The organism is Nocardia sp. NPDC059228 (genome assembly GCF_042754245.1).
In the GTDB taxonomy this organism is placed as follows: Bacteria; Actinomycetota; Actinomycetes; order Mycobacteriales; family Mycobacteriaceae; genus Nocardia.
Window position 1 is genome coordinate 376,094 of record NZ_JBHZAL010000004.1, and the last position, 20,460, is coordinate 396,553.

Here is a 20,460-nt window from a genome sequence, read left to right on the forward strand (position 1 = left end):
CGGAGGTAAGGGCCATGGGTGTTATCGAGGCGCATGCAGTCACCAAACGCTACCAATCCACGCTCGCACTCGATCGTCTCGAACTCGACATCGAGGCGGGGGAGATCTACGGCTTCCTCGGTCCCAACGGCGCGGGTAAGACGACGACGATCCGGCTCCTGCTGGGCCTGCATCGTCCGACCTCGGGTACGGTGCGCATTGCGGGCCGGGACGCGTGGGCCGATCCGGTCGCCGCGCACCGGCATTGTGCGTACGTCGCCTCGGAGGCGTTGCTGTGGCCGTCACTGACCGGAGCGGAAACCTTCGAATACCTGGAGAATCTGCGCGGCGGCTGTGATCGCGCATACCGCGACCGGCTGATCGAGCGCTTCGATTTCGATCCTGACAAGAAAATTCGCGCGCTGTCGAAGGGCAACCGGCAGAAGGTGCAGCTGGTGGCGGCGTTCGCGACCCGCGCCGAGATTCTTGTTCTCGACGAACCCACCTCCGGGTTGGATCCCTTGATGGAGGCCGCTTTTCGCGGGACCGTCGGTGAAGCCCGCGACCGCGGGCAGACGGTATTCCTGTCCTCGCACGTGCTCAGCGAGGTGGAGGCCTTGTGCGACCGGATCGGCATTCTGCGGGCGGGCCGGCTCATCGATGAGGGCACCCTGGCGCAGCTGCGGCACCTGTCGGCGCGGACGGTGGAGGTGAGCTTCGCGCGGGACGGCGTCGATATCGCTCCGCTGCGCGCGGTCGCCGGGGTCGAAGTGGTCGATGCGATGGATCACCATGCGGCACTGGAGGTCCGCGGTGAGATGGGACCGCTGCTGGCAGCACTCACCGGGTTGCCGGTGACGACGATCGACAGCCGGGAGCCGAGCTTGGAGGAGATCTTCCTGGTCCATTATCACGATGGCGCGGGCGGCCCTACCCGGAGCGGCCGAGCCGGGAGCGCAGCGGAGGCCAGTCGATGAACCTCGAGGCGGTGCACGGCTTCGTCGTCATGGTGCGAGCACGATTGCGCGCCAACCGGATATCGCTGGCCGTGATAACGGTTTTGATGGCGGTGTTCTGCACGGCCGCGCTGCAGACCTATGTGGTGGCGTTTCCGAATCAGGCAACCCGGACCACGATGCTCGCACCGCTGACGAACAATGGCGCGCTGCGGGCGTTGTACGGCTACCCCTACGACATCGCCTCGCCCACCGGCTGGGTGGCGTGGCGCAGCATGACCAGCGTCGGGATCATCATGGCCATGTGGGCGGCGATCATCACGACCGGTGCGTTGCGCGGGGAGGAAGACGCGGGCCGAGGCGATCTGGTGCTCAGCGGCGGACAGTCCCGGCGGCGCTGGTTCGCGGCGGCGCTCACGTCCACGGCCGTCGAGACTCTCGTGATCACGGCGGTGACCGTGTCCGTGCTCGCCGCGGTCGGGGTGCCGCAGCATCTGCTCAGTGCCGCCAACACGTGCGAGCTCGGGCTGCAGCTCGCCTTGCCCGCGCTGCTGTTCGCCGGAGTGGGCGCCTTGACCGCGCAGCTGGCCGCCACCGTGCGTGGCGCGCGGTTGCTCGCGGCGGGAATTCTGGTGGCGGCCTTGATCATCCGCATGCCCGCCGACGTCGGCGCGGGCATTTCGTGGCTGCGATGGCTCACGCCTCTGGGCTGGTTCGAGGAACTGCGCCCGCCGGCCGCGCCGCCGCTGCTCACGCTGGCGGCGATCGCCGCCGGAACGGCTGTGCCAGTGGTGATTTCGGTGTATCTGCTGCGGATCCGAGATATCGGCCGGGGCGTGCTCGGGGCCCGGGACAGCCGAGGACCACGGCGACTGCTGCTCGGCTCGGCGTGGCAGGCCGCCCTGCGCGATGAGATTCCGCAGCTGAGTTTCTGGTTCGGCGGGACCATCGCCTACACCCTGCTGATGGGCGGCCTGGTCAAGACCATTCTCGACTTCATGCAGCGCACCCCGATCTATAAGCAGTTCTTCGGTCGCCAGATCGCCGTCGACGGCTTTGTCGCCACGCTCTTTTCGCTGGTCCAGTTGCTGGCCGCGCTCCTGGCGGTGACATTGGTCGTGGCGGCCCGCAGCGAGGAATCATCAGGACGGCTGGAAGTCGTGCTGGCCATGCCGCACTCCCGGCTCCGATGGCTGTCCGGCCGCGCCCTGCTGGCGGTGTCCTTGGCGGCCGGTTTGACTCTGGTCGCATCGGTGGGCATGTGGACCGGCGCGGCGCTCACCGGCGAGCACCTTCGATTCGGTTCCCTCCTGGCGGCGTCGGCGAACAGCCTCCCGCTCATCGTGACCACCGTGGGCGCCGCGACCGCGGTGCTGGCGCTCGCACCCCGAGCCGTCTCCTTCGTGCACGCCCTGGTCGCCACAGCATTCCTCTGGGACTCCGTGGGCACGGCACTCAAAGCCCCGGCCTGGTCGCTGGAAGTCTCGCCATTCCACGCCCTCGCCCGCATGCCCATGCAGCATTTCGCCGTCTCGCCCGCCCTCGTGCTCACCACGCTCGGCCTGGGGCTGTTCGCGCTGGCGCTGCTCAGCTTCCGCCGCCGCGATCTCGCGCTCGCCTGACGACCGGGTGGCGCCGGAGGTCCTCACCGCGATGGACTGTGCGCACTCCCCGTCGCGGGTGAGCGTGTGAAGGCATTCGTGTTGCTGCGCTCGGGATTCGAACCGTCGGAGGGTCGCAGGCCGACTGCCACCGGTGTCATGTGGTCGCGCCGGCGTCCGAGGAGCGCGGTACCGGTAGAGGGTGTTTGAGCAGCAGGACGACCAGCGCCCATACGCTGCACAGGAATCCGGCAGCGAAGCAGATGCCCCGCACGTAGACACCCCAGACAGTGAACGTGTCGAACGCGTTCTGCAACGCGGCGGTGTCGGTGTCGGCGACCGAGCCCACATGCTGCATCGCCGGGGCGGCGATCACGGTTGAGACGATCGCGCCTAGCGCCGCCGCCACTGCCAGGTACAACGCCACCCGGACCGCGCGCGATACCGACCGATCCCGCCGGCAGGCGATCACGGCCGCGAAAACCAGGCTCCACCAGAGGATCCCGCCGACCGGGTACGACCTCACCTGGCCCCAGATCCGCATGCCGACTGTAATCGGCCCACGCCACCACCCCGAGATCCCGCCATGCGGGCGTGGCGACCAGCGCGCGGTCCAGCAGCGATCCGAACAGCCCGCCGACGATCACGGTCGCGACGACCAGGGCCTCGGCGACCGTCAGGCGGCGACCTGACCGCCCGGTCACGGCTGCACTCCCCGGGCCGGTGTTACGGCGCACCGAACGTCGCGGTTATTCCGATCTTGCCGAAGCGGCCAGGACCCAGAGTGTGTGGTTAGAGCGACTTCTGGATCCTCTCGCTGAGGAACACCAGCCCCACCGCCACCCGGATGCAGATCGCCGCCGCCGGACCGTCGGAGCCGGCCGTCCACTACCACCGCTGCGTTCCTGCCATCAGCACTTGCTCCCGATATCGGTAAATCGTGCTCGGTGTCACGCTGGTCGTCTACGCCACCGTCGCCGTCGCGGCCCCGGCGGTGCTCGGCCAGCACGGATTGGGTTCTGCCACAGCACCGTTGGCCGATACCGTGCGCGGTCAGGGTACCGGCCCCGGTGCCGGTGATACGGATCGGTGCGGCGGTCGCGGCCCTGGGATCACTACTGGCGCTGGTCCCCGGTTACCGGCCCTCGCACGACTCGGCGTCGGTGCAGCGCAGCACCTGGCCGGGGCGGGTGCCGGAACGATAGACGGTGATGCCCTTCGCGCCGGCCTGCCAGGCGCGCTGGAAAGCCCGGCGGACGTCACCGGGGGTTGCGGATTCGGGGAGGTTGACCGTCTTCGAGACGGCGGCGTCGGTGTGGCGTTGGACGGCGGCCTGCATCCGGATGTGCCAGATCGGCTCGATTTCGTGTGCGGTGACAAATGTACGGCGGAGCTCATCCGGCAAGCCGATTGCGCCGGAAGCTGTTCCGGTAGACAGGATTTCGTCTTCCAAGACGGTGGACCACGCCCCTGCGGCGGTGGCGCGTGCCCGGAACAGGGGATCGACGTGCGGGAAGCCGCGTCCGAGGATGTGCCGGGTGTAGGCAAGGCCGTAGAGGGGTTCGATTCCGGCAGAGGTGCCTGCGATCAGCGAGATCGTCCCGGTGGGTGCGATCGAGGTGACCTGTGCGTGGCGCATGGGGGACCCGGTGGCCCACCGGCTGTGGGGGAACAGCGGGAACGGGCCGCGCTCGGCGGCCAGCTGCCGTGCTCGGAGACCGCTCATCGCGTGACGATCTGGGGGAAAGCCGTTGCCGTATCGCGGGATACGACCTCGGTTCCGGGCGGGTCCGGGACCACCAGCACCGGGCAGGGCGCGTGGCGGACGAGATCCTGGGTGATGCTGCCCAGACGCGCCGTATGAGCGGACTCGGGATCATGCCCGATCACGACCAGTTGCGCAGTGGCGCCGAGGCGTTCGACCCCGGTCGCGGCATCGCCGACCACCGTGACGGGCCGCACCTCGACATCGGGGAAGTCGCGGCGATACTGCCGCAGCTGGGCGTCGGGGACGACCGAGGTCGCCGCGTGGTGATCGGGCGGAAGCCCCGACCACATCGCGTCATCGGGTGGTGACGCCCACTGCCGCCCCTGCCATACCCGCGCCACGGTGACATCCGTGCCACGGTCCCGTGCCGCACGGAACCCGGCGAGCAGGGCCGCACGGGCGGTATACCAGGTGCCGACCACGACCAGGATCGAACCGTGCTCGGCTGCGGGCCGTCCGACCAGCGCGACCGGGCAGCTCGCCTCACGGGTCACCGCCAGCGCGGTGGATCCCAGCACCATATGGGAGAGAAACCCGACGTCCCGGGCGCCCAGCGCGATGAGCATCGCGGATCGCGAGAGTTCGACGAGCACATGGTCGGCCTGCCCTCGCAGCACGGCGGTGCTGATCTCGAGCGGGTCGGCATCCTCACCAGCGGGGTGCCGCGCGAGTATCGCGGAGCGCGCGTCCTCGAGCGCCGCGTGAGCCTCCCGGTGGCGCTGCCCGCCGGGCCGGAATGCGGGCTTGTCGATCGCGGGCACGACCGAGACCAATCGCAGTGGGGCATGCCGGGCGGCGGCCTCGGCCGCGGCCCACTCGGCGGCGCGCACGGCCACCCGCGAGCCGTCGATGCCGGCGACGACCGGACCGGGTTCAGCGGTCACCGCGGTGGGGATGTTCGTCTCCATATAGCCAGGGTTCGCCGTGTTGCTCCCGTCGACTAGGGACCCCGCACCCGGGATCGCGGGACGAAAGCCCTCGGAACAGGAGGCTGGGTGAGCTAGGACCTGACATTCCGTCGCGTCGACGAGGTCACCGACTTTCCGAGTACAAGGTCACCGCGGTCGCCCTGCACCCGCGGCCGGTCAGCGGAAGGACTTCCGTCACCGGCGAAAGGACCACCGTCCCCGGCAGCGACGACTCGATGCCCTACAGAACTGCTGGCCGGGAGTGTGAAATCTATTGTGTCAGAACAGTTTACCTCTCGTAAGGAGGGATCATGAGCCTGCTGTCAGTACATCGTCAGCCCGGTTCGCTGCTGCCCGACCTCGCCGAGCTGTGGAACGCTGTGGCGCCGCCCGCCGTCCCGATGCCGGGTACCCACCTGATGCGCGTCGAGGACACCCTCGAGGAGGGGCGTTACCTGGTGCGCGCCGAGATTCCCGGTGTGGACCCGGCCAAGGACATCGAGGTGTCCGTGCATCAGGGGGAGCTGACCATCAAGGCCGAGCGGACCGAGAAACACGAGGCGAAGGGACATTCGGAGTTCACCTACGGCTCCTTCCTCCGCACTGTCGTCCTGCCGCCGGGGGCTCAGGAGGAGGGCATCGACGCGAGTTACGCCAAGGGCATCCTCACTGTCAGTGTTCCCATCGGTGAACCCGAATCCCCCGTCAAGACAGTCGAAGTCAAGTCCGCTGAGTGACATCCCGGCCCCGCGAACCGGACGGGCCCACACTCGAGAGAAGGCGGCCGATGCCGATCGTGACCTTGACCATGAATCCCGCGATCGACATCGCCGCCGGTGCGGACCACATCCGGCCGACCTCCAAGACCCGCTGCACGCCACCGCGATTCGATCCCGGCGGTGGCGGAATCAACGCCGCGCGCACCATCGCGGCTCTCGGCGAGCCGGTGACCGCGATCTTCCCGGCGGGCGGCCCGTCGGGGCGTCAGCTCGAGGACCTGGTCCGTGACGCCGGAGTCCCGATGCGATCGATCCCGATCGCCGGCCATACCCGCGAGAACCTCGCGGTCACCGACAACGGAACCGGCGACCAGTTCCGATTCGTGTTTCCTGGACCCCGGGTGACCGCGCCGGAACTGCATCTCTGCCTGAGCGAAATCGAACGCGCGGCAGTCGGTTCCCACTATGTGGTCGCGAGCGGCAGTCTGCCGCCGGGCGTCCCGGACGACCTCTATCAGACTCTCGCGGACCTGCTGCGCGACCTGGGTGTCCGTCTGATCCTGGATACGTCGGGTGCAGCGCTGCGCGCGGTCCGGCGTGGGGTCCACCTCCTGAAACCCAGTGTGCGTGAGCTCGCCGAGCTCGTCGGTCATCCTCTGCCCGACCGCAAGTCGCAACTCGCGGCCGCGCGGGAGCTGATCCTGGCGGGAGTCTGCGGGATCGTGGTCGTGTCGCTGGGGGCGAGCGGCGCGCTGGCGGTGACGCGCCATGACAACGAGTGGTTCCCGTCGCTCGAGGTGACCGTCCGCAGCGGTATCGGGGCCGGCGACGCCATGGTGGGCGCCATGACGGTCGGCCTGTCACGCGGCTACCCGCTCGACGACGCGGTGCGGCTGGGCATCGCCGCCGCCACCGCCGCCCTGACCACGCCGGGCACCCGGCCCGGCCATCCCGCCCGCATCGCCGAGCTGTACCAGCAAGAACCTGAGACCCGGCCGAGCTGCTTCTCACCGGCCGGCACGGGCAGCCCCGAAACGCCTGTTCCACAGAGGAGGACGTGATGACACACGAGGACTACGACGATCCGCACCAATGGGCCTCGGCCGGTGTCGTGGTCGGAGTGGACGGATCGCTCGGATCGGAACTCGCCCTGCGCTGGGCCGCGAGCTATGCCGCCCAGCGCCGCCGGGAGCTGCAGATCGCGCACGCCCTCGATCTGGGCGGAGTCGGTAGTTCCGGAGGCCCCTCCGGGGTGGTGCCACCGTCGGTGGTCGACGCGGTGCGGGCCCGGGGGCAGCAGCTCGTTCGCGAGGCCGAGGAGATGGCGCTGCGGATCGAACCCGGATTGCGGACCGCGACACGGCTTTCGGTGACCAATGCGAGCAGACTGCTGGTGGAGCTGAGCGCGGCCGCCTACGCGGTGGTGCTCGGAGCGACCGGAAACGCCGGGACATTCATCCATCTGGGATCCACGCTGTTCGCCGTCACCTCCCATGCCCACAGTCCCGTGATCGTGGTGCGCCCGGATCCGGATGCGCACGACACCCTCCGCGAGTCCGGACCGGTCGTCGTCGGCGTCGACGGCAGCCCGGTCAGCGAGGCCGCCATCGCCATGGCCTTCGCCGAAGCCGCCGAACGCCACGCCGACCTGGTCGCCGTACATGTCTGGAGCGATTGGGATTTCGGCGAATACCTCGGTGACCGAGCCACCGCTGACCTCGGCGAGGTGGATGGACTCGAGGAAGCTCTGCTGACCGAACGACTCGCGGGCTTCCAGGAGAAATATCCGGACGTGCAGGTGACCCGCCGCGTCTATGTGTCCGCCCCGGCCGACACGCTGCAAGGGTGGTCGAAACACGCGCAACTGGTCGTGGTCGGCAACCGCGGCCGTGGCGGCTTCACCGGCATGCTCCTGGGTTCCACGACGCACACGCTGGTGCAGCACGCCCATTGCCCGATCATGGTTGTCCGTCCCGCGGAGTGAGCCGAGCCGCCGACGAATCAGGAGACGTCATGGAAGAGAATGCTGTTCCCGCAACGAGTGTCGAGCACTCTGATCACGATGATCTGGGGATCGTCGTCGGCACCGATGGATCCGAGATCTCCTATCAGGCGGTGATGTGGGCCGCCGTCGAAGCCGACATGCGGGGCTGCCCGCTGCATATCGTCACCTCGTACGCGAACCCGATCGTGGCGGGGGCGACGGAACAGAACCCCCACGACAGGCGTGACCTGCGTCAGCGGGGCCAGCGGGTGCTCGCCGACGCCGCGCGTATCGCCGCCCACGCCGTGCCGGGGGCGAGCCTGCACATCAGGACCGAACTGATCTTCGACATGATCATCGGCGCGATGATCGAGCGCTCACGGCGGGCGCGGCTGCTGGTGGTCGGCAATCGGGGGCTCGGCGCGATCGGGCGGGCGGTGCTGGGGTCGGTGAGTACCGCGCTGGCCCGGCAGGCGCACTGTCCGGTCGCGGTGGTGCACGGTGTTTCGGAGACGGACCCGGCGGCGTCGAAACCGGTGGTGGTCGGGGTGGACGGATCGGCGAACAGCGTGCCGGCCATCGAGCTCGCCTTCGGGGAGGCGTCGCGGCGCAAGGCCGACCTGATCGCGGTGCAGGCGTGGAGTGATACGGGTGGCTTCGACCTACCCGTGATGGGGTGGGACGCTATCCGCAAGACCCAGGATGTGCTGCTGGAAGCGGCCCTCGCCGGCTACGCCGCGCGCTGTCCGGAGGTCACCGTGCACCGGGTCGTGTCCTCCGATACCCCGGTGCGCGCACTGCTGGAGGAAGCCGAGAACGCGCAGCTCGTGGTGGTCGGCAGCCATGGCCGGGGCGGATTCGCCGGGATGGGGCTGGGCTCGGTGAGCGCCGCGCTGCTGCACCTGGCGCAGTGCCCGGTCCTCGTCGTCCGTCAGCCATCGCAAACCCGGGCCGAAGAACCCGCCGGACAGTGACTTTCGGCCGTCACCGGCGGCCTGTCGCACGGGCCATGCTGAGTGAGGGCACGAGATTTCCGAGGAAGGACAGGCGATGTCGACTCTCCCCGATCACGACACCATCCGCGCCGCCGTGGCACTGCACACCCCGGCTCCCGCTCGAGGACGTCGTTCGTCCGCTCGAATCCCTGAGCCTGTCGGGTGAGCAATAGCGAAGACACGAGAGTCAGGAGCGCACAAATGACTGAAGACCCTGCCCCGCAGGTGGATCCGAATCCACCGATCGTCGTCGGCGTGGACGGCTCGGCCGTCTCCTACCAGGCGGTCGCCTGGGGGTCGCTGGATGCCGCGCGGCACGGAGCCCCCTTGCACATCGTCACATCGATCTGCGCGCCGACCGGGCTGCCGCCGACCGCCGTGCTCGACGCCCCCGATATCGCGTCGCTCGAACTGGACGGCGAACGCATCGTGGGTGAGGCAACCCGCATCGCGTCCGAGACATTGCTCGGCGAGGGGGTCGAGATGTCCTCGGAAGTCACCGAGGAGCCGATCATCTCGCGCTTGATCGACCTGTCGCGGGACGCCCGGATGGTCGTGCTCGGCAGTCGCGGACTCGGTGCGCTCCGGCGTGGGCTGCTGGGGTCGGTCGCCACGGCGGTGACCCACCACTCGCACTGTCCGGTCGCCGTCATCCACACGACCGCGGCCGCGGACCCGGTGTCGGCGCGGCAGCCGGTGCTGGTCGGCGTCGACGGCACCCCGAACAGCGTTGCGGCGCTGGAACTCGCGTTCGAGGAGGCGTCGCTGCGCAAGACCGGTCTGACCGCTCTGCACGCCTGGAGCGACGTCAGCGGACCCTACCTGCCGATGTCGGGGTGGGAGACCGTGGAGGAACAGGAGCGGGCGACCTTCGGCGAGGAGATGGCCGGATACACCGAGCGTTATCCCGATGTCGCGGTGCGGCGAATCCTGGTGAAGGATAGGCCGGTTCGGTCGATGCTGGACGAAGCCGAACACTCGCAGCTGGTGGTTGTCGGCAGCCACGGACGCGGTGGCTTCACCGGCATGCTCCTGGGCTCCACCAGCAACGCCCTGCTGCACAGCGTCGACTGCCCGATCGTCATCGTGCGTGGCACGTGACCGGATCGCTCGGCGGCGGCCGGTTCACCGCAGCGGCACCGCCCAGTGCAGCAAGGTCCCCGCTCCTTCGGGGTTGCGACCGTAGGAGAAGGTTCCGCCCATCTCCTCGGCCCGGCGGTCCAGGTTGTGCAGCCCACTCGGTGTGATGTTCGCGGGGATCCCGCAGCCGTCGTCGGCGACCAGCACGGTCAGATCGTCGGAGACGTCGATGGTCACCGAGACGGTCGCGGCCCCGGCGTGTCGCACCGCATTGGAAACCGCTTCGCGCACCACGGCTTCGGCATGGTCGGCGAGTTCGGCCGCCACCACCGACAGCGGCCCGGTGATGCGCAACGACGTGCGCAGGCCGGTATCGGCGGTATGTGTGCGGATCACCTCCTCGATCCGCTGCCGCAGCCGGGTGCTGCTCGCCGCGCCGCCGTGCAGGTCGAAGATCGAGGTGCGGATCTCCTGGACCACGTCCTGCAATTCGTTGATGACGTCCGAGATCCGTTCGCGCACTTCGGCCGAACGGGCGCGGGCGACGGTGCCCTGCAGGCTCAGGCCGGCCGCGAAGAGCCGCTGGATGACATGGTCGTGCAGGTCGCGGGCGATGCGGTCGCGATCGGTCAGCACGTCGAGTTCGCGCATGCGCTGCTGGGCTTCGGCCAGCTGGATCGCCAGCGCGGCCTGATCGGTGAAAGCGCCTGCCAGTTCTTGTAATTCGTCCGCGAAGGGGGGAGCGCCGGCCGGGCGGACCATGACCAGCACGCCGAAGGTCGACTCCTGGGCGTTGAGCGGCAGGATCAGCGCGGGTCCGGCGTTGAGCGCGATGTCGAGGCCGAGATCGTCGCTGTCGTCGAGGCGCAGCGCCATACCCTGGCGGAACGCTCGTCCGATCGCGGTCCCGGAGGTGTGGACCACTCCGGCATGATCGTGTCCGTCCGGCCCGGCGCACTTGCTGATCCGCAGCCCCTCGGCGTCACTGTGGTTGCCGTCGGGTTCCTCGTCGACAGCGAGGAACGCCCATTCCGATTCGGTGAGCGTGCGCGTATGCGTGACGAGGTGGGCGAGCACCTTCTCGGGATCGGTTCCGGCCAGGAATTCGGTGGCGATGTCGCGGGTGGCTTCGATCCAGGCTTGCCGGGTGCGGGTGGACTGGTACAGCCGGGCGTTGTCGATCGCGATTCCGGCGGCTGCGGCGAGGGCCTGCACGATGACCTCGTCGTCCTCGGTGAAGGGTTGCCCGCCGGACTTCTCGGTGAGGTACAGGTTGCCGAAGATCTCGTCGCGGATCCGGACGGGTACGCCCAGGAAGGTGCGCATCGGTGGGTGGTGGTCCGGAAAGCCGACCGACGAGGGATGATCGGCGATGTTGTCCAGGCGGATCGGCTTGGGCTGGCTGATCAGCAGACCCAGCACGCCGCGGCCCTCCGGGAGATCGCCGATCCGGGCTCGCATCTCCTCGTCGATGCCCTCGTAGATGAACTGTTCGAGCTGATCGTCCGCGCGGACGCCGAGCGCACCGTAGCGGGCGTCGACGAGGCTGATGGCGGTGTGCACGATGGTGCGCAGGGTTTGATCCAGGTCGAGCCCCGAGGTCACCGAGAGCATCGCCTCGACCAGGCCGTCCATACGGTCGCGAGCGTCGATGATCTGTTCGACGCGGTCCTTGACCTCGGTGAGCAATTCCCGCAGCCGCAGCTGGGAAAGGGTGTCACGTACCGAGTAGGAGCCGTCGGTAGGCTCAACGGTCATTTCCTGGCTTCCCTGCACTCGTGTCGGGCGCGCGCACAACTGGTTCTGTTACGGCTGTTCCAGTTTAGGCACGCGCGCGCCGACGATGGTGCAGGTGCGTGACTCGCAGCGTCACCGCCGGTCCGGCTGGGCCAGCGCGCGATCCAGGAGCACGCGACGTTCGGCGGCTGCGACGGCGCGCCGGGTGCGCTGGATCGCATCGGGTGAGACGGACACCGACGTGATGCCCGCGCGCACCAGATGCTCCACGAATTCCGGACGGGTGGAGGGCGCCTGGCCGCACAGCGACGAGGTGATGCCGAGCCGGCGGGCGGTGGTGACGATCTGCTCGATGGCGTCCAGCACCGCCGCATCGGATTCGTCGAACAGTTCGGCGCACTCCTCGGAATCGCGGTCCACGCCCAGCATGAGCTGGGTCAGATCGTTGCTGCCGATGGAGATTCCGTCGATTCCCAGTTCGACGTACTCCGGTAGCCGGTACATCACCGACGGCACCTCGGCCATGACCCAGCGGTGCAAGCCGCGCTGGCGTCCGAGCGGGCTCGCGTCGACGAGCTCGAGGCACTGCTCGAGTTCCCAGCGGGTGCGGACGAACGGGATCATCAGGTGCACGTTCGGGGTCTGTTCGCGCACGCGTGCGAGCGCGGCCAGTTCGAGGCGGAACATCTCCGGCTCGCGGACGTAGCGGTAGCAGCCCCGGAACCCGATCATCGGGTTGTGCTCCTGGGGCTCGTAGCGGTCGCCGCCCTCGAGCGCCCGGAACTCGTTGCTGCGCATATCACTTGCCCGGTAGACGACCGGGCGCGGGGCGAAAGCGGAGCTGATCCGGTGGATGGAATCCGTCATGCTCTGGATGAACTTCTCGTCCTCGCCGCGGGCGATGAGGTCGCGGGGATGGCGGCCACCGAGCGCCTGGGTCAGCAGGACTTCGGCGCGCAGCAGGCCGACCCCGTCCGCGTCTCCGGCGGCGGTGCGTTCGGCGACTTCGGGCAGCGCGAGATTCACGTACACGCGCGTCGCGGTGGCCTCGGGTGCGGTGGTCTCGGGGACCAGGCGCGGCACCGCGGTGGTCGTGGCCGGAAACGGGTTTCCGGCGTACACCTGGCCGGCGGACCCATCGACGGTGACCTCCTGGCCGGTGGTCAGCTGGGCGGTGGCCGTGCGGGCTCCGACAATGCACGGGATACCGAGTTCGCGCGCCACGATGGCCGCGTGGCAGGTCATGCCGCCGCTGTCGGTCACCACCGCGGCGGCCCGCGACAGGGTCGGCAGCCAGTCCGGATTGGTCATGGGGGCGATCAGGATCTCGCCGTCGCCCAGCGCGGATCCCTCTGCGGGCGAGCGCAACACGCGCGCGGGCCCGGTGGCACGGCCGGGTGCCGCGGCCAGCCCGCGCACCAGCACCCGCTCCTCGACGGCGTGCGCCATCGGCGGTGTCGGCGCGGCGTCGCCGGGCAGTATGGTGATCGGCCGCGCCTGGACCAGCCAGAGGTTCTCGTCGTCGAAGACCCATTCGACGTCCTGGGGGCGGCCGTGGTGCGCCTGCACCTCGAGCGCGAGCCGGGCCACGGCGACGGCCTGGTCGTCGGTCAGGGCCGGCGCCTCGGCCTCGGATTCGGAGAGCTGAATTCGCTGATCGCCGTCCGCGCTGGGCACGATGGCGAAGCTCTGGCGGCCGACCTGGGCGGTGAGCAGTGTCGGTCCGGCCGCGTCGAGGACGTAGGTGTCGGGTGTGACGGCGCCGGAGACCACCACCTCGCCCTGGCCGCGCGCGGCGTCGATGACGATGCGATCGAGCGAACCGGTGGCCGGGTCGGCGGTGAAGGCCACGCCGGCCGTGCGGGCGGCCACCATCCGCTGCACCACCACGGCCATCTCGGGCCGATTGTGCATGCCGCGCCGCGCCCGATAGGTCAGCACGCGCGAGGAGAACAGCGATTCCCAGCAGTCGGTCAGCGCGGTGATCAATTCTTCGTCGCCGCGAATATTGGTGTGGGACACGTTCATTCCCGCGAACGACGCGGTCGCGCTGTCCTCGCCGACGGCCGAGGACCGCACGGCCACGGTAACCTCGTCGCCGAGCCGGTGATAGGCCGACAGCACGGCATCGCGGACGGCCGGCGACATCGGGGTGTCGTGCACGAATTCCCGCATGCGGCGGCACAGCTCGTCGAGCTGCTGTGCCTCGTCGCGGGTCGCGCCCTGTGCTGCCGCGAGCCCTCGGGTGTGCAGCTCGTCGAGTTCGGGGCCGTGCGCGCCCGCGCCGATCACTTCTTCGTAGGCGGATTTGAGCACGACGAACCCCGGCGGCACGGGCAGGTGCGCCGCGACCAGTTCACCGAGATTGGCGCCCTTGCCGCCGGCGCGGTCGGCATCGGTCAAGCGCAATTCATCGAAGGTGGCGACATAGTCACCCATGACGGCTCCAGTTCTTTTTCGACCCGGGCAGCATGAGCAGCAACAGGATCGGGACGGCGAGGATGAACAAGGCGGACAGCATCGCCAGCGGCGACGCGCCGCTGAGTTCGAGGCCGGTGACCACGAAGGGAAGTGCGACGACGAACAGAGGGGCGTGCCGGATCGTCATTGCTGTGCCTCCGGAGACTCGAAAACGCCTGCGGCGGTGAGAACCTCACTGAAATCGGCACCGAGCAGCACGCGCCGCAGGGACACGGGAAGTTGCGCCAGCACGTGGTCGAGCTGGCCGGGGGAGAACAGCTGGGCCAGCGCATCGGTGACCGCAGCGGACATCCGCCTCGCCTCCTCCGCCGACACGTCCGCCGTCCGGGCGAACTGGTGCAGGAACGACTGCGGATCATGGCGCACCGGAACACGTCCCGGCGTCCAGCCGTCATAGAAGACACCGCGCAGCAGCGTGGGCAGCTGGGCGCTCAAGTGCGCGGCCGCGCCGATATCGAGGCGATCGCGTACGGTGTGCAGCCAGGCGCGCAGGGCCCGATTCGCCTCCATCCGGTCGTCGGTGCCGAGCCGGTCGGCGACGGTGCGCAGCCAGATGCGGCCGGTATGGATCGCCGGGGCGAATGGATCGGTGTGATGGCTCATCGGCATGGCCTTTCGCGGAAACGGGATGACCGGGGGTGCGCGGGTCAGGGGTGGGTCGGAGTGGCCTGGGCCTGCGGCAGGTGCAGAGCCTGCGCAATGGTGTCGGTCCAGACAGTGATGTCGGACCAGTCGCGCAGGTCCCCGTACCGGGCACCGCCGAGCACGCGATACAGGGCGCGGGCGGGCAGTGAGACCCCGACCCGCTCGTAGTGGCCGGCGAACGCGTGGAAACCACGCGGTTTGATCGAATCACGCAGGGCGGCAATCTTTCTCGGTACGACACTGCCGATGCGGCGTCCGGTCGGGCCGACCAGGGCCGGTCCCAGCCCGACGCTGAACAACCACACCGGGTATGCCCGCAGTTCGTGGCGGTGCGAGCGGACGAATTCGGTCATCTCGGGCAGCAGGGCCAGATCGTGCACGGCGCTGCCCAGCACGATGGCATCGAAGAGTGTGAGTTCGGGAGCGTGTTCGACGTCGGCGACCTCGACGGTCGCGCCGCGGGCCGTGAGGTAGGCGCCGATGTAATCGGCGATCTCCCGGGTGGATCCCTGGGCGGTGGCGTAGATGACGGCGACGCGGGGAGCGGTGGTTTCCATGCATCGAGCCTGCTCGCGTAGCCGGATTTCGGTGAGAGGCCTCCTACCCGTGGTGACCGGGACCATGGTCCTCGACCACCTCAGCCGGCCGCCGCGGCGGGATGGGCCAGGTCCGCCACTGCCGCGGTGAGCAATCGACGCGCCGCTTCGGCCGGTTCGGTGCGTTCGGGCCTGGCCAGGACCTCGGCGAGCAGCGTGGGATCGGTGGCCTCCACGAGCACCCCGGTCCGGTCGGCCCGCACGACGACGATGCGGGGCAACAGACATCCCGCCTCCCGGTCCATGGCGAGGGCACGACCGGCGGGCTGCGGGTTGCAGGCTCCGAGGATCAGGTACTCCGCGATGTGCTCACCGGTCCCCTCGCGGAGTGCGGCCTGCACGTCGAATTCGGTCACGACGCCGAATCCGTGCTCCCGCAACGCGATCCGGGTGCGGTCCACGGCGTCGGTGAACGTCGCGTCGAGGTGGACGGCGATGGCCGCGGCGGGGCCACCGGAATCCGGATCGCGCTGATCAGCAGACGGGGATGCCACAGAGGACAAGGTCACGGTGGTGTGGGAACCAACGCACGGCCGTGCGGGGCGAGCGGAAGGTGGGCCTGGTCATGATCACCGCCGTTCGTCGGCGGCGAGGGCGAAATAGTTCTCCTCCTCCTGGACGAAGTGCAGGCGCAGCACGGCGTGCAGGCCGTAGAGGCAGGCCAGCAGGTCGTCGATCTGATCCGGGTCGAATCCGCCACGCGCGTGGGCCAGTTCGAGGTGGGTGCCTATGCGGGTGGCCAGCCGCTGGATTTCGGCGTGCGCGCGGCTCATGGTGGCGGTTGCCTCGGTGCCGCCGAGCGGCCCGGCGAGCGCGGGATAGAGCTGGGTCTCCTCGGCCACCTCATGGGGCAGCAGGTCCTCGATAAGAAAGCCGTGCACGCTGTCGAGGGCTGCGAGTGCAGCATCATCGGGGCGGTCCGCGACCCGGTCGGCGACCGCGCGGAGCCTCGCCAGGGCGTCCTGCAGGACATCGTGTTCGGCGGCGAAGCGGTGGAGCAGCTCTTCGGTGTCCGCCGGCAGGTTCAGGCGGGCGGCCGGATTGCCGCGCAGTGCTCGCAGCGCGTTCAGGATGACGGCGACGTCGATGGCCTCCTGAAGCAGCGCGCCCGCCGCGGGCGGCAGCCAGCCGACGGCCGCGACGACCATGGCCGCCAGCGACAGGGCCATGCCGACGGTCGCGCTCTGGACCGCGATTCGACGCGACCAGCGGGCGATGTCCATGGCGTCCGCGAGCCGGTCCAGCCGATCGGTGGTGAGCACGATGTCGGCGGCCTCGGACGAGGCGGTCGAACCCCGCGCTCCCATCGCCACTCCCACCGTGGCGGCGGCGAGGGCGGGCGCGTCGTTGATGCCGTCACCCACCATCACGGTCACCTGCTGCCGACTCTCCCGGCGCACCGCCTCGACCTTGTCGGCCGGGCTCTGGCCCGCGTAGACCTCGTCGAGGCCCAGCACCGTGGCGACCTCACGCGTGGGCTCGGGGCGATCACCGGTGAGCATGACGAGGCGGTTCAGTCCGGCCTCCCGCAGCCGGCGCAGGGTACGAGGCGCCTGCCGCCGCAAGGGATCCCGCAGCAACACGACACCCCGCGGGTCGTCGTCGACGACGATCCAGGCGACGGCGGCGGAGTCCAGCCGTGCCCGATTCATCACCGGCCGCGCCCATTCCGGGGTGATCATCGACTCCGGCAACTTCCCCACCTGCACGCGATGACCGTCGACCGTGCCGGTGACGCCGCGACCCGCCTGCTCGGAAACCGCTGTGGCAACCGCGAGCTGGAGCTTGCGGGTCAGCGCCTCGGTCACGATCGCCTCGGCCAGCACATGTGGCGACAGCTGATCCACCGAGGCGGCCAGCTGCAACAGCCACGCTTCATCCGCACCCGGAGCGGCGGCGACCTCCGTGACCACGGGCCGCCCGGCCGTGACGGTACCGGTCTTGTCCATGACCAGAGTTGTTGCGCGACCGAGATTTTCCAACGCCCCGCCATCGCGCACCACCACGCCGACCCGCGACGCGCGTGAGAGACCCGACACGATGGCAACGGGTGCGGCCAGCAACAACGGGCACGGAGTCGCTACCACGAGCACCGCCACCGCACGCACCAGCGATCCGCTGAACCAGTACGCGGCACCCGCGACGAGCAAGGTCAGCGGGAGAAACCACACGGCATAACGGTCCGCCAGCCGGACCGTGGGCGCGGTGGCGGCTCCGGCCTCGCGTGCCAGCCGCACGATCCCCGCGTAGGTACTGTCGTCGGCCGTCGCGGTCGCCCGCATCTCGAACACGCCGCCGGCATTGAGCACGCCGCTGCGGACCGGCTCCCCAGGGGTGCGCTCGACCTGGAGTGGTTCGCCGGTCAGTGCCGATTCATCCAGTGCCGCAACGGTATCCATGATCCTGCCGTCGGTGGGAACCACCTCGCCGGCCGCGATCACCAGGATGTCACCCGGAACGATCTCATCGAGATCGACGACCCGCACCACGTCCCCCTGCCGTCGCCGCGCCGACCGCGGCGCCCGCTCGAGCAGGGCCCGCAGATCCCGGGCGGCGCGCCGCTCGGCGGCGGCATCGAGCGCGTGCCCGCCGCTGAGCATGACCGCGATCAGTGCGCCCGCGAGGTACTCGTGCACCCAGAGCGTGCCGACCAGCGACAACACCGCGATGAGGTCCACTCCGGCGCGCCCGCGGCGCAGCGCCGCGACAACCCACCACACCGCCGGGACCAAGGCCACCACCGTGCCTGCGGCCCAGCACCAGTCGGCCACCCCTGTCGCCCCGGCGGCCCAGGCGACGCCACCGGCGACCAACGGTGCGATCGTCCCGGCCAGCAGCACCGTTCCGAGGACACCGCCGGCTCGATCGATCCAACCCTGGAGACGTGAATCGGCCACCATGGCTCTCGTCCTTTCGCCGGGTGTGCATTCCCGACCAGTGCATCGCAGTTGTCCGAAGGAGCGACAGGGCCACAGTCCCCGAACACCACTGCCCTTCGTCCCGGTCGTGGCCCGCCCACGATTCGTGGGCTGTGCCATGTCCGATGGATGCCCGAGACAGGACCTTCGACCCTGTGAGGGGCGCTGGTGCGGATGCTGACATGGATCGAGGGTTTGTCGTGCGGGGGATCAGGTGAGAAAGGGTCAGTTGATGCGTGGGTATCACTTCGCTCCGCGCGCCACCGTGAGTCTGGGGCGCGCGGAAGCACTGCGGCTGCTGGCCGATGTTCCCTTCGGGAGGGTCATCTTCACGCGCGACGCGTTGCCCGCTGTAAGGCCGGTGAACCATCTGGTCGACGAGGGCGAGATCATCGTCGTGCGGACCCGTCTCACGTCTCGGCTGACTTCGACCGTGCGCACGGATTCGAATGTGGTGGTGGCCTACGAGGCCGACGACATCGACCCCGTCGCGGGGCTGGGATGGTCGGTGGTGGTGACGGGGATCGCCCGTACCGTGACGGATCCGGAACGGGTCGCACGCTACGAGCGCCTGCTGCAGCCCTGGGTCGACGGGGAGATGGACACCATCGTCGCCATCGAGCCGACCCTGGTGACCGGCGTGCGGCTCGTGGCGAAGCAGGCGGGTTAGCCGGATTCAGGGTGCCGAGGCGCCCCGCCAGGCGTCGAGATGGGTCCCAGCAGCCGCCGACACTTACACCTCGCTGTGCGCGAGTGCATAACCGATCATCGTGGCTTGTCGGCCCAGAGGATGACATTGGTGCCGAGGAACTTCTTGCTCCATCCGATGTTCTGAAAACCCATTTGGCACAGAACATTCGCGACATGTTGGGGTGAGGTGAAGGCGAGGGTGCTGGATTCGAGGTAGGTGTACGACGACCGATCGCGAGCAATCGTCTGCCCCAGCAGGGGAATGATCGTGCTCATTCCCCACTCGACGATCGGCCTCAACGGGCCGCTGGGAGGGCAGGTTTCGAGGATGACGATCCGGCCGCCGGGCACGAGGACGCGGTGCTGTTCGCGAAGCACTGCCGGGAGGTCTTCGACGTTGCGGAGCAGATAGCCTTCGGTGACCGCGTCGAAGGACTCGTCGTCGAACGGCAGCCGGGTCGCGTCGGCCTGCTGCCATCGAACCGCGCCGGCCCCGGATTTGATCCGTGCGCGAGCCAGCATCGCCTCGGAGAAGTCGGCACCGGTCACGGCGACGGTGGGATACATCTGTGCCGCCGCCAGAGCGATCACGCCCGTCCCGGTGGCCAGGTCCAACAGTTGTCCGCCCGCGGGCGGTGCCGCGCGGGCGGCCACTTCACGGCACCAGCGCGCATGGCGGCCGAGCGTCATGACGAGGTTCATCCGGTCGTAGTATCCGGCGATCTTCTCGAAGATCGGGTGTACCGCAACACCTTTGCCGTGCGAGGTCTCGGCGACGGTGTTCGCCTGCCACTCGCGGCCGATGGCGCGCATCAGCGCCGGATACACACCGAGATACCGAAAAGGCTTGATACCGGCCATGTAGAGGGCGCCCAACAGGCCGTTCGGCTTCACCAGGACAGCCATCTGGCCGCGGTAGCCGCCGGTTCCGTCCGCAACCCAGCCGAGGTGCATGACCGCGTGGACGGTCGTGTTGCGGATTTCGGCTGCCCATTCGTTCTCCAGTTGGTAGACGGACCGGAACGGCGCTGTGCCGAGGTCCGGGCCCCGGGAGCCCTCGCGGAGGTCGGCGGGCAAGCGGTCGTACAGGGAGGGCAGCCGATCGCCGGTGCCAGTATCGGGCCGGTCCCAGCCGAGCAGTGCTCCGAGCTTCCAGCGAATGGTGAACAGCGCCCGGGAGATCGCGGTATCGCCGGTCACCCCACCGCCGATTCCTTCGGCGAATTGGCCTACCAGCCGAGGGAAGTCGTCGGGGCCGCCCGGCGTGGGCAACGCCCATACGTCCTCCACGGTGAAGTCGTCGGCGATGTCGTGGATCCGCCACGGGCGGTTGGTGTGAGCGGTTGGAGGAAGTCTCACGAGCTCGGCTCCGATCTATACGGGGGCGTATAGATCGAACATAA

At 69.2% G+C, this 20,460-nt stretch carries 19 protein-coding genes and 1 pseudogene; 8 read left to right on the plus strand and 12 right to left on the minus strand.

From position 1 onward, the window contains the following. Positions 1–14 precede the first annotated feature (14 nt). Positions 15–956 carry an ATP-binding cassette domain-containing protein gene (locus ACFXKA_RS09965; RefSeq protein WP_379426865.1) on the plus strand — a complete coding sequence of 314 codons (942 nt, stop codon included), beginning with the start codon at positions 15–17 and terminating at the stop codon, positions 954–956. After that, positions 953–2,557 (plus strand): hypothetical protein, encoded by a 1,605-nt coding sequence (locus ACFXKA_RS09970; protein ID WP_379426866.1) that lies wholly within the window; start codon positions 953–955, stop codon positions 2,555–2,557. The genes ACFXKA_RS09965 and ACFXKA_RS09970 overlap by 4 nt, the downstream gene beginning before the upstream one ends. A 136-nt stretch (positions 2,558–2,693) precedes the next feature. On the opposite strand, the gene ACFXKA_RS09975 is transcribed toward ACFXKA_RS09970, so the two are convergent. From ACFXKA_RS09975 to ACFXKA_RS09990, 4 genes and pseudogenes are all read right to left on the minus strand, one after another. Further along, entirely contained in the window at positions 2,694–3,080 is a 387-nt protein-coding gene (locus ACFXKA_RS09975) for a hypothetical protein (protein ID WP_379426867.1), read from the minus strand. A 188-nt stretch (positions 3,081–3,268) separates the two neighbouring features. Next, a pseudogene (locus ACFXKA_RS09980) lies at positions 3,269–3,391 on the minus strand (DoxX family protein); the annotation flags it as partial. Positions 3,392–3,671: 280 nt separating this feature from the next. Continuing rightward, positions 3,672–4,262: a hypothetical protein gene (locus ACFXKA_RS09985; protein ID WP_379426868.1), complete on the minus strand. Its 591-nt coding sequence runs from the start codon at positions 4,260–4,262 to the stop codon at positions 3,672–3,674. Then, positions 4,259–5,212 carry a universal stress protein gene (locus ACFXKA_RS09990; RefSeq protein ID WP_379426869.1) on the minus strand — a complete coding sequence of 318 codons (954 nt, stop codon included), beginning with the start codon at positions 5,210–5,212 and terminating at the stop codon, positions 4,259–4,261. Before ACFXKA_RS09990 ends, ACFXKA_RS09985 begins: the two co-directional genes overlap by 4 nt. Positions 5,213–5,523: 311 nt before the next feature. Here ACFXKA_RS09990 and ACFXKA_RS09995 point away from each other — a divergent pair, with 311 nt between their 5' ends. The 5 genes from ACFXKA_RS09995 (at position 5,524) to ACFXKA_RS10015 (ending at position 10,011) form a co-directional block, all read left to right on the plus strand. After that, positions 5,524–5,949 carry an Hsp20/alpha crystallin family protein gene (locus ACFXKA_RS09995; protein WP_379426870.1) on the plus strand — a complete coding sequence of 142 codons (426 nt, stop codon included), beginning with the start codon at positions 5,524–5,526 and terminating at the stop codon, positions 5,947–5,949. A 50-nt stretch (positions 5,950–5,999) separates the two neighbouring features. Beyond that, a complete protein-coding gene (locus ACFXKA_RS10000; protein ID WP_379426871.1) occupies positions 6,000–6,992 on the plus strand; it encodes a 1-phosphofructokinase family hexose kinase in 993 nt (330 codons plus the stop codon). Then, positions 6,992–7,915, plus strand: a complete 924-nt coding sequence (locus ACFXKA_RS10005; protein ID WP_379426872.1) for a universal stress protein — start codon at positions 6,992–6,994, stop codon at positions 7,913–7,915. The genes ACFXKA_RS10000 and ACFXKA_RS10005 overlap by 1 nt, the downstream gene beginning before the upstream one ends. A 29-nt stretch (positions 7,916–7,944) precedes the next feature. Beyond that, complete coding sequence (locus ACFXKA_RS10010; protein WP_379426873.1) at positions 7,945–8,889, plus strand: universal stress protein; 945 nt, start codon at positions 7,945–7,947, stop codon at positions 8,887–8,889. 222 nt (positions 8,890–9,111) lie between these two features. Continuing rightward, positions 9,112–10,011: a universal stress protein gene (locus ACFXKA_RS10015; RefSeq protein WP_379426874.1), complete on the plus strand. Its 900-nt coding sequence runs from the start codon at positions 9,112–9,114 to the stop codon at positions 10,009–10,011. A gap of 24 nt (positions 10,012–10,035) precedes the next feature. Here ACFXKA_RS10015 and ACFXKA_RS10020 read toward each other — a convergent pair whose 3' ends face one another. From ACFXKA_RS10020 to ACFXKA_RS10050, 7 genes are all read right to left on the minus strand, one after another. Next, complete coding sequence (locus tag ACFXKA_RS10020) at positions 10,036–11,748, minus strand: GAF domain-containing sensor histidine kinase (RefSeq protein WP_379426875.1); 1,713 nt, start codon at positions 11,746–11,748, stop codon at positions 10,036–10,038. Between the two features lie 111 nt (positions 11,749–11,859). Then, complete coding sequence (gene ppsA, locus ACFXKA_RS10025; RefSeq protein ID WP_379426876.1) at positions 11,860–14,166, minus strand: phosphoenolpyruvate synthase; 2,307 nt, start codon at positions 14,164–14,166, stop codon at positions 11,860–11,862. Continuing rightward, entirely contained in the window at positions 14,159–14,335 is a 177-nt protein-coding gene (locus ACFXKA_RS10030) for a hypothetical protein (protein ID WP_354844298.1), read from the minus strand. The genes ppsA and ACFXKA_RS10030 overlap by 8 nt, the downstream gene beginning before the upstream one ends. Next, the gene (locus tag ACFXKA_RS10035; RefSeq protein ID WP_379426877.1) at positions 14,332–14,811 is read right to left on the minus strand and encodes a DUF2267 domain-containing protein; all 480 of its coding nucleotides are present in this window, start codon (positions 14,809–14,811) and stop codon (positions 14,332–14,334) included. Before ACFXKA_RS10035 ends, ACFXKA_RS10030 begins: the two co-directional genes overlap by 4 nt. 44 nt (positions 14,812–14,855) lie before the next feature. Beyond that, positions 14,856–15,410: a flavodoxin domain-containing protein gene (locus tag ACFXKA_RS10040; RefSeq protein ID WP_354844303.1), complete on the minus strand. Its 555-nt coding sequence runs from the start codon at positions 15,408–15,410 to the stop codon at positions 14,856–14,858. An 80-nt stretch (positions 15,411–15,490) separates the two neighbouring features. Continuing rightward, positions 15,491–15,943 (minus strand): DUF302 domain-containing protein, encoded by a 453-nt coding sequence (locus tag ACFXKA_RS10045; RefSeq protein ID WP_379426878.1) that lies wholly within the window; start codon positions 15,941–15,943, stop codon positions 15,491–15,493. Positions 15,944–16,018: 75 nt separating this feature from the next. Further along, a complete protein-coding gene (locus ACFXKA_RS10050; protein ID WP_379426879.1) occupies positions 16,019–18,349 on the minus strand; it encodes a heavy metal translocating P-type ATPase in 2,331 nt (776 codons plus the stop codon). 250 nt (positions 18,350–18,599) lie between these two features. Between ACFXKA_RS10050 and ACFXKA_RS10055 the strand changes: the two genes are divergently transcribed. Further along, positions 18,600–19,037, plus strand: coding sequence for a pyridoxamine 5'-phosphate oxidase family protein (locus ACFXKA_RS10055; protein ID WP_379426880.1), 438 nt, complete (start codon positions 18,600–18,602; stop codon positions 19,035–19,037). 95 nt (positions 19,038–19,132) lie between these two features. Here the strand turns inward: ACFXKA_RS10055 and ACFXKA_RS10060 are convergent, their stop codons facing one another. Next, a complete protein-coding gene (locus ACFXKA_RS10060) occupies positions 19,133–20,416 on the minus strand; it encodes a ubiquinone/menaquinone biosynthesis methyltransferase (protein WP_379426881.1) in 1,284 nt (427 codons plus the stop codon). Between the last annotated feature and the right edge of the window lie 44 nt (positions 20,417–20,460).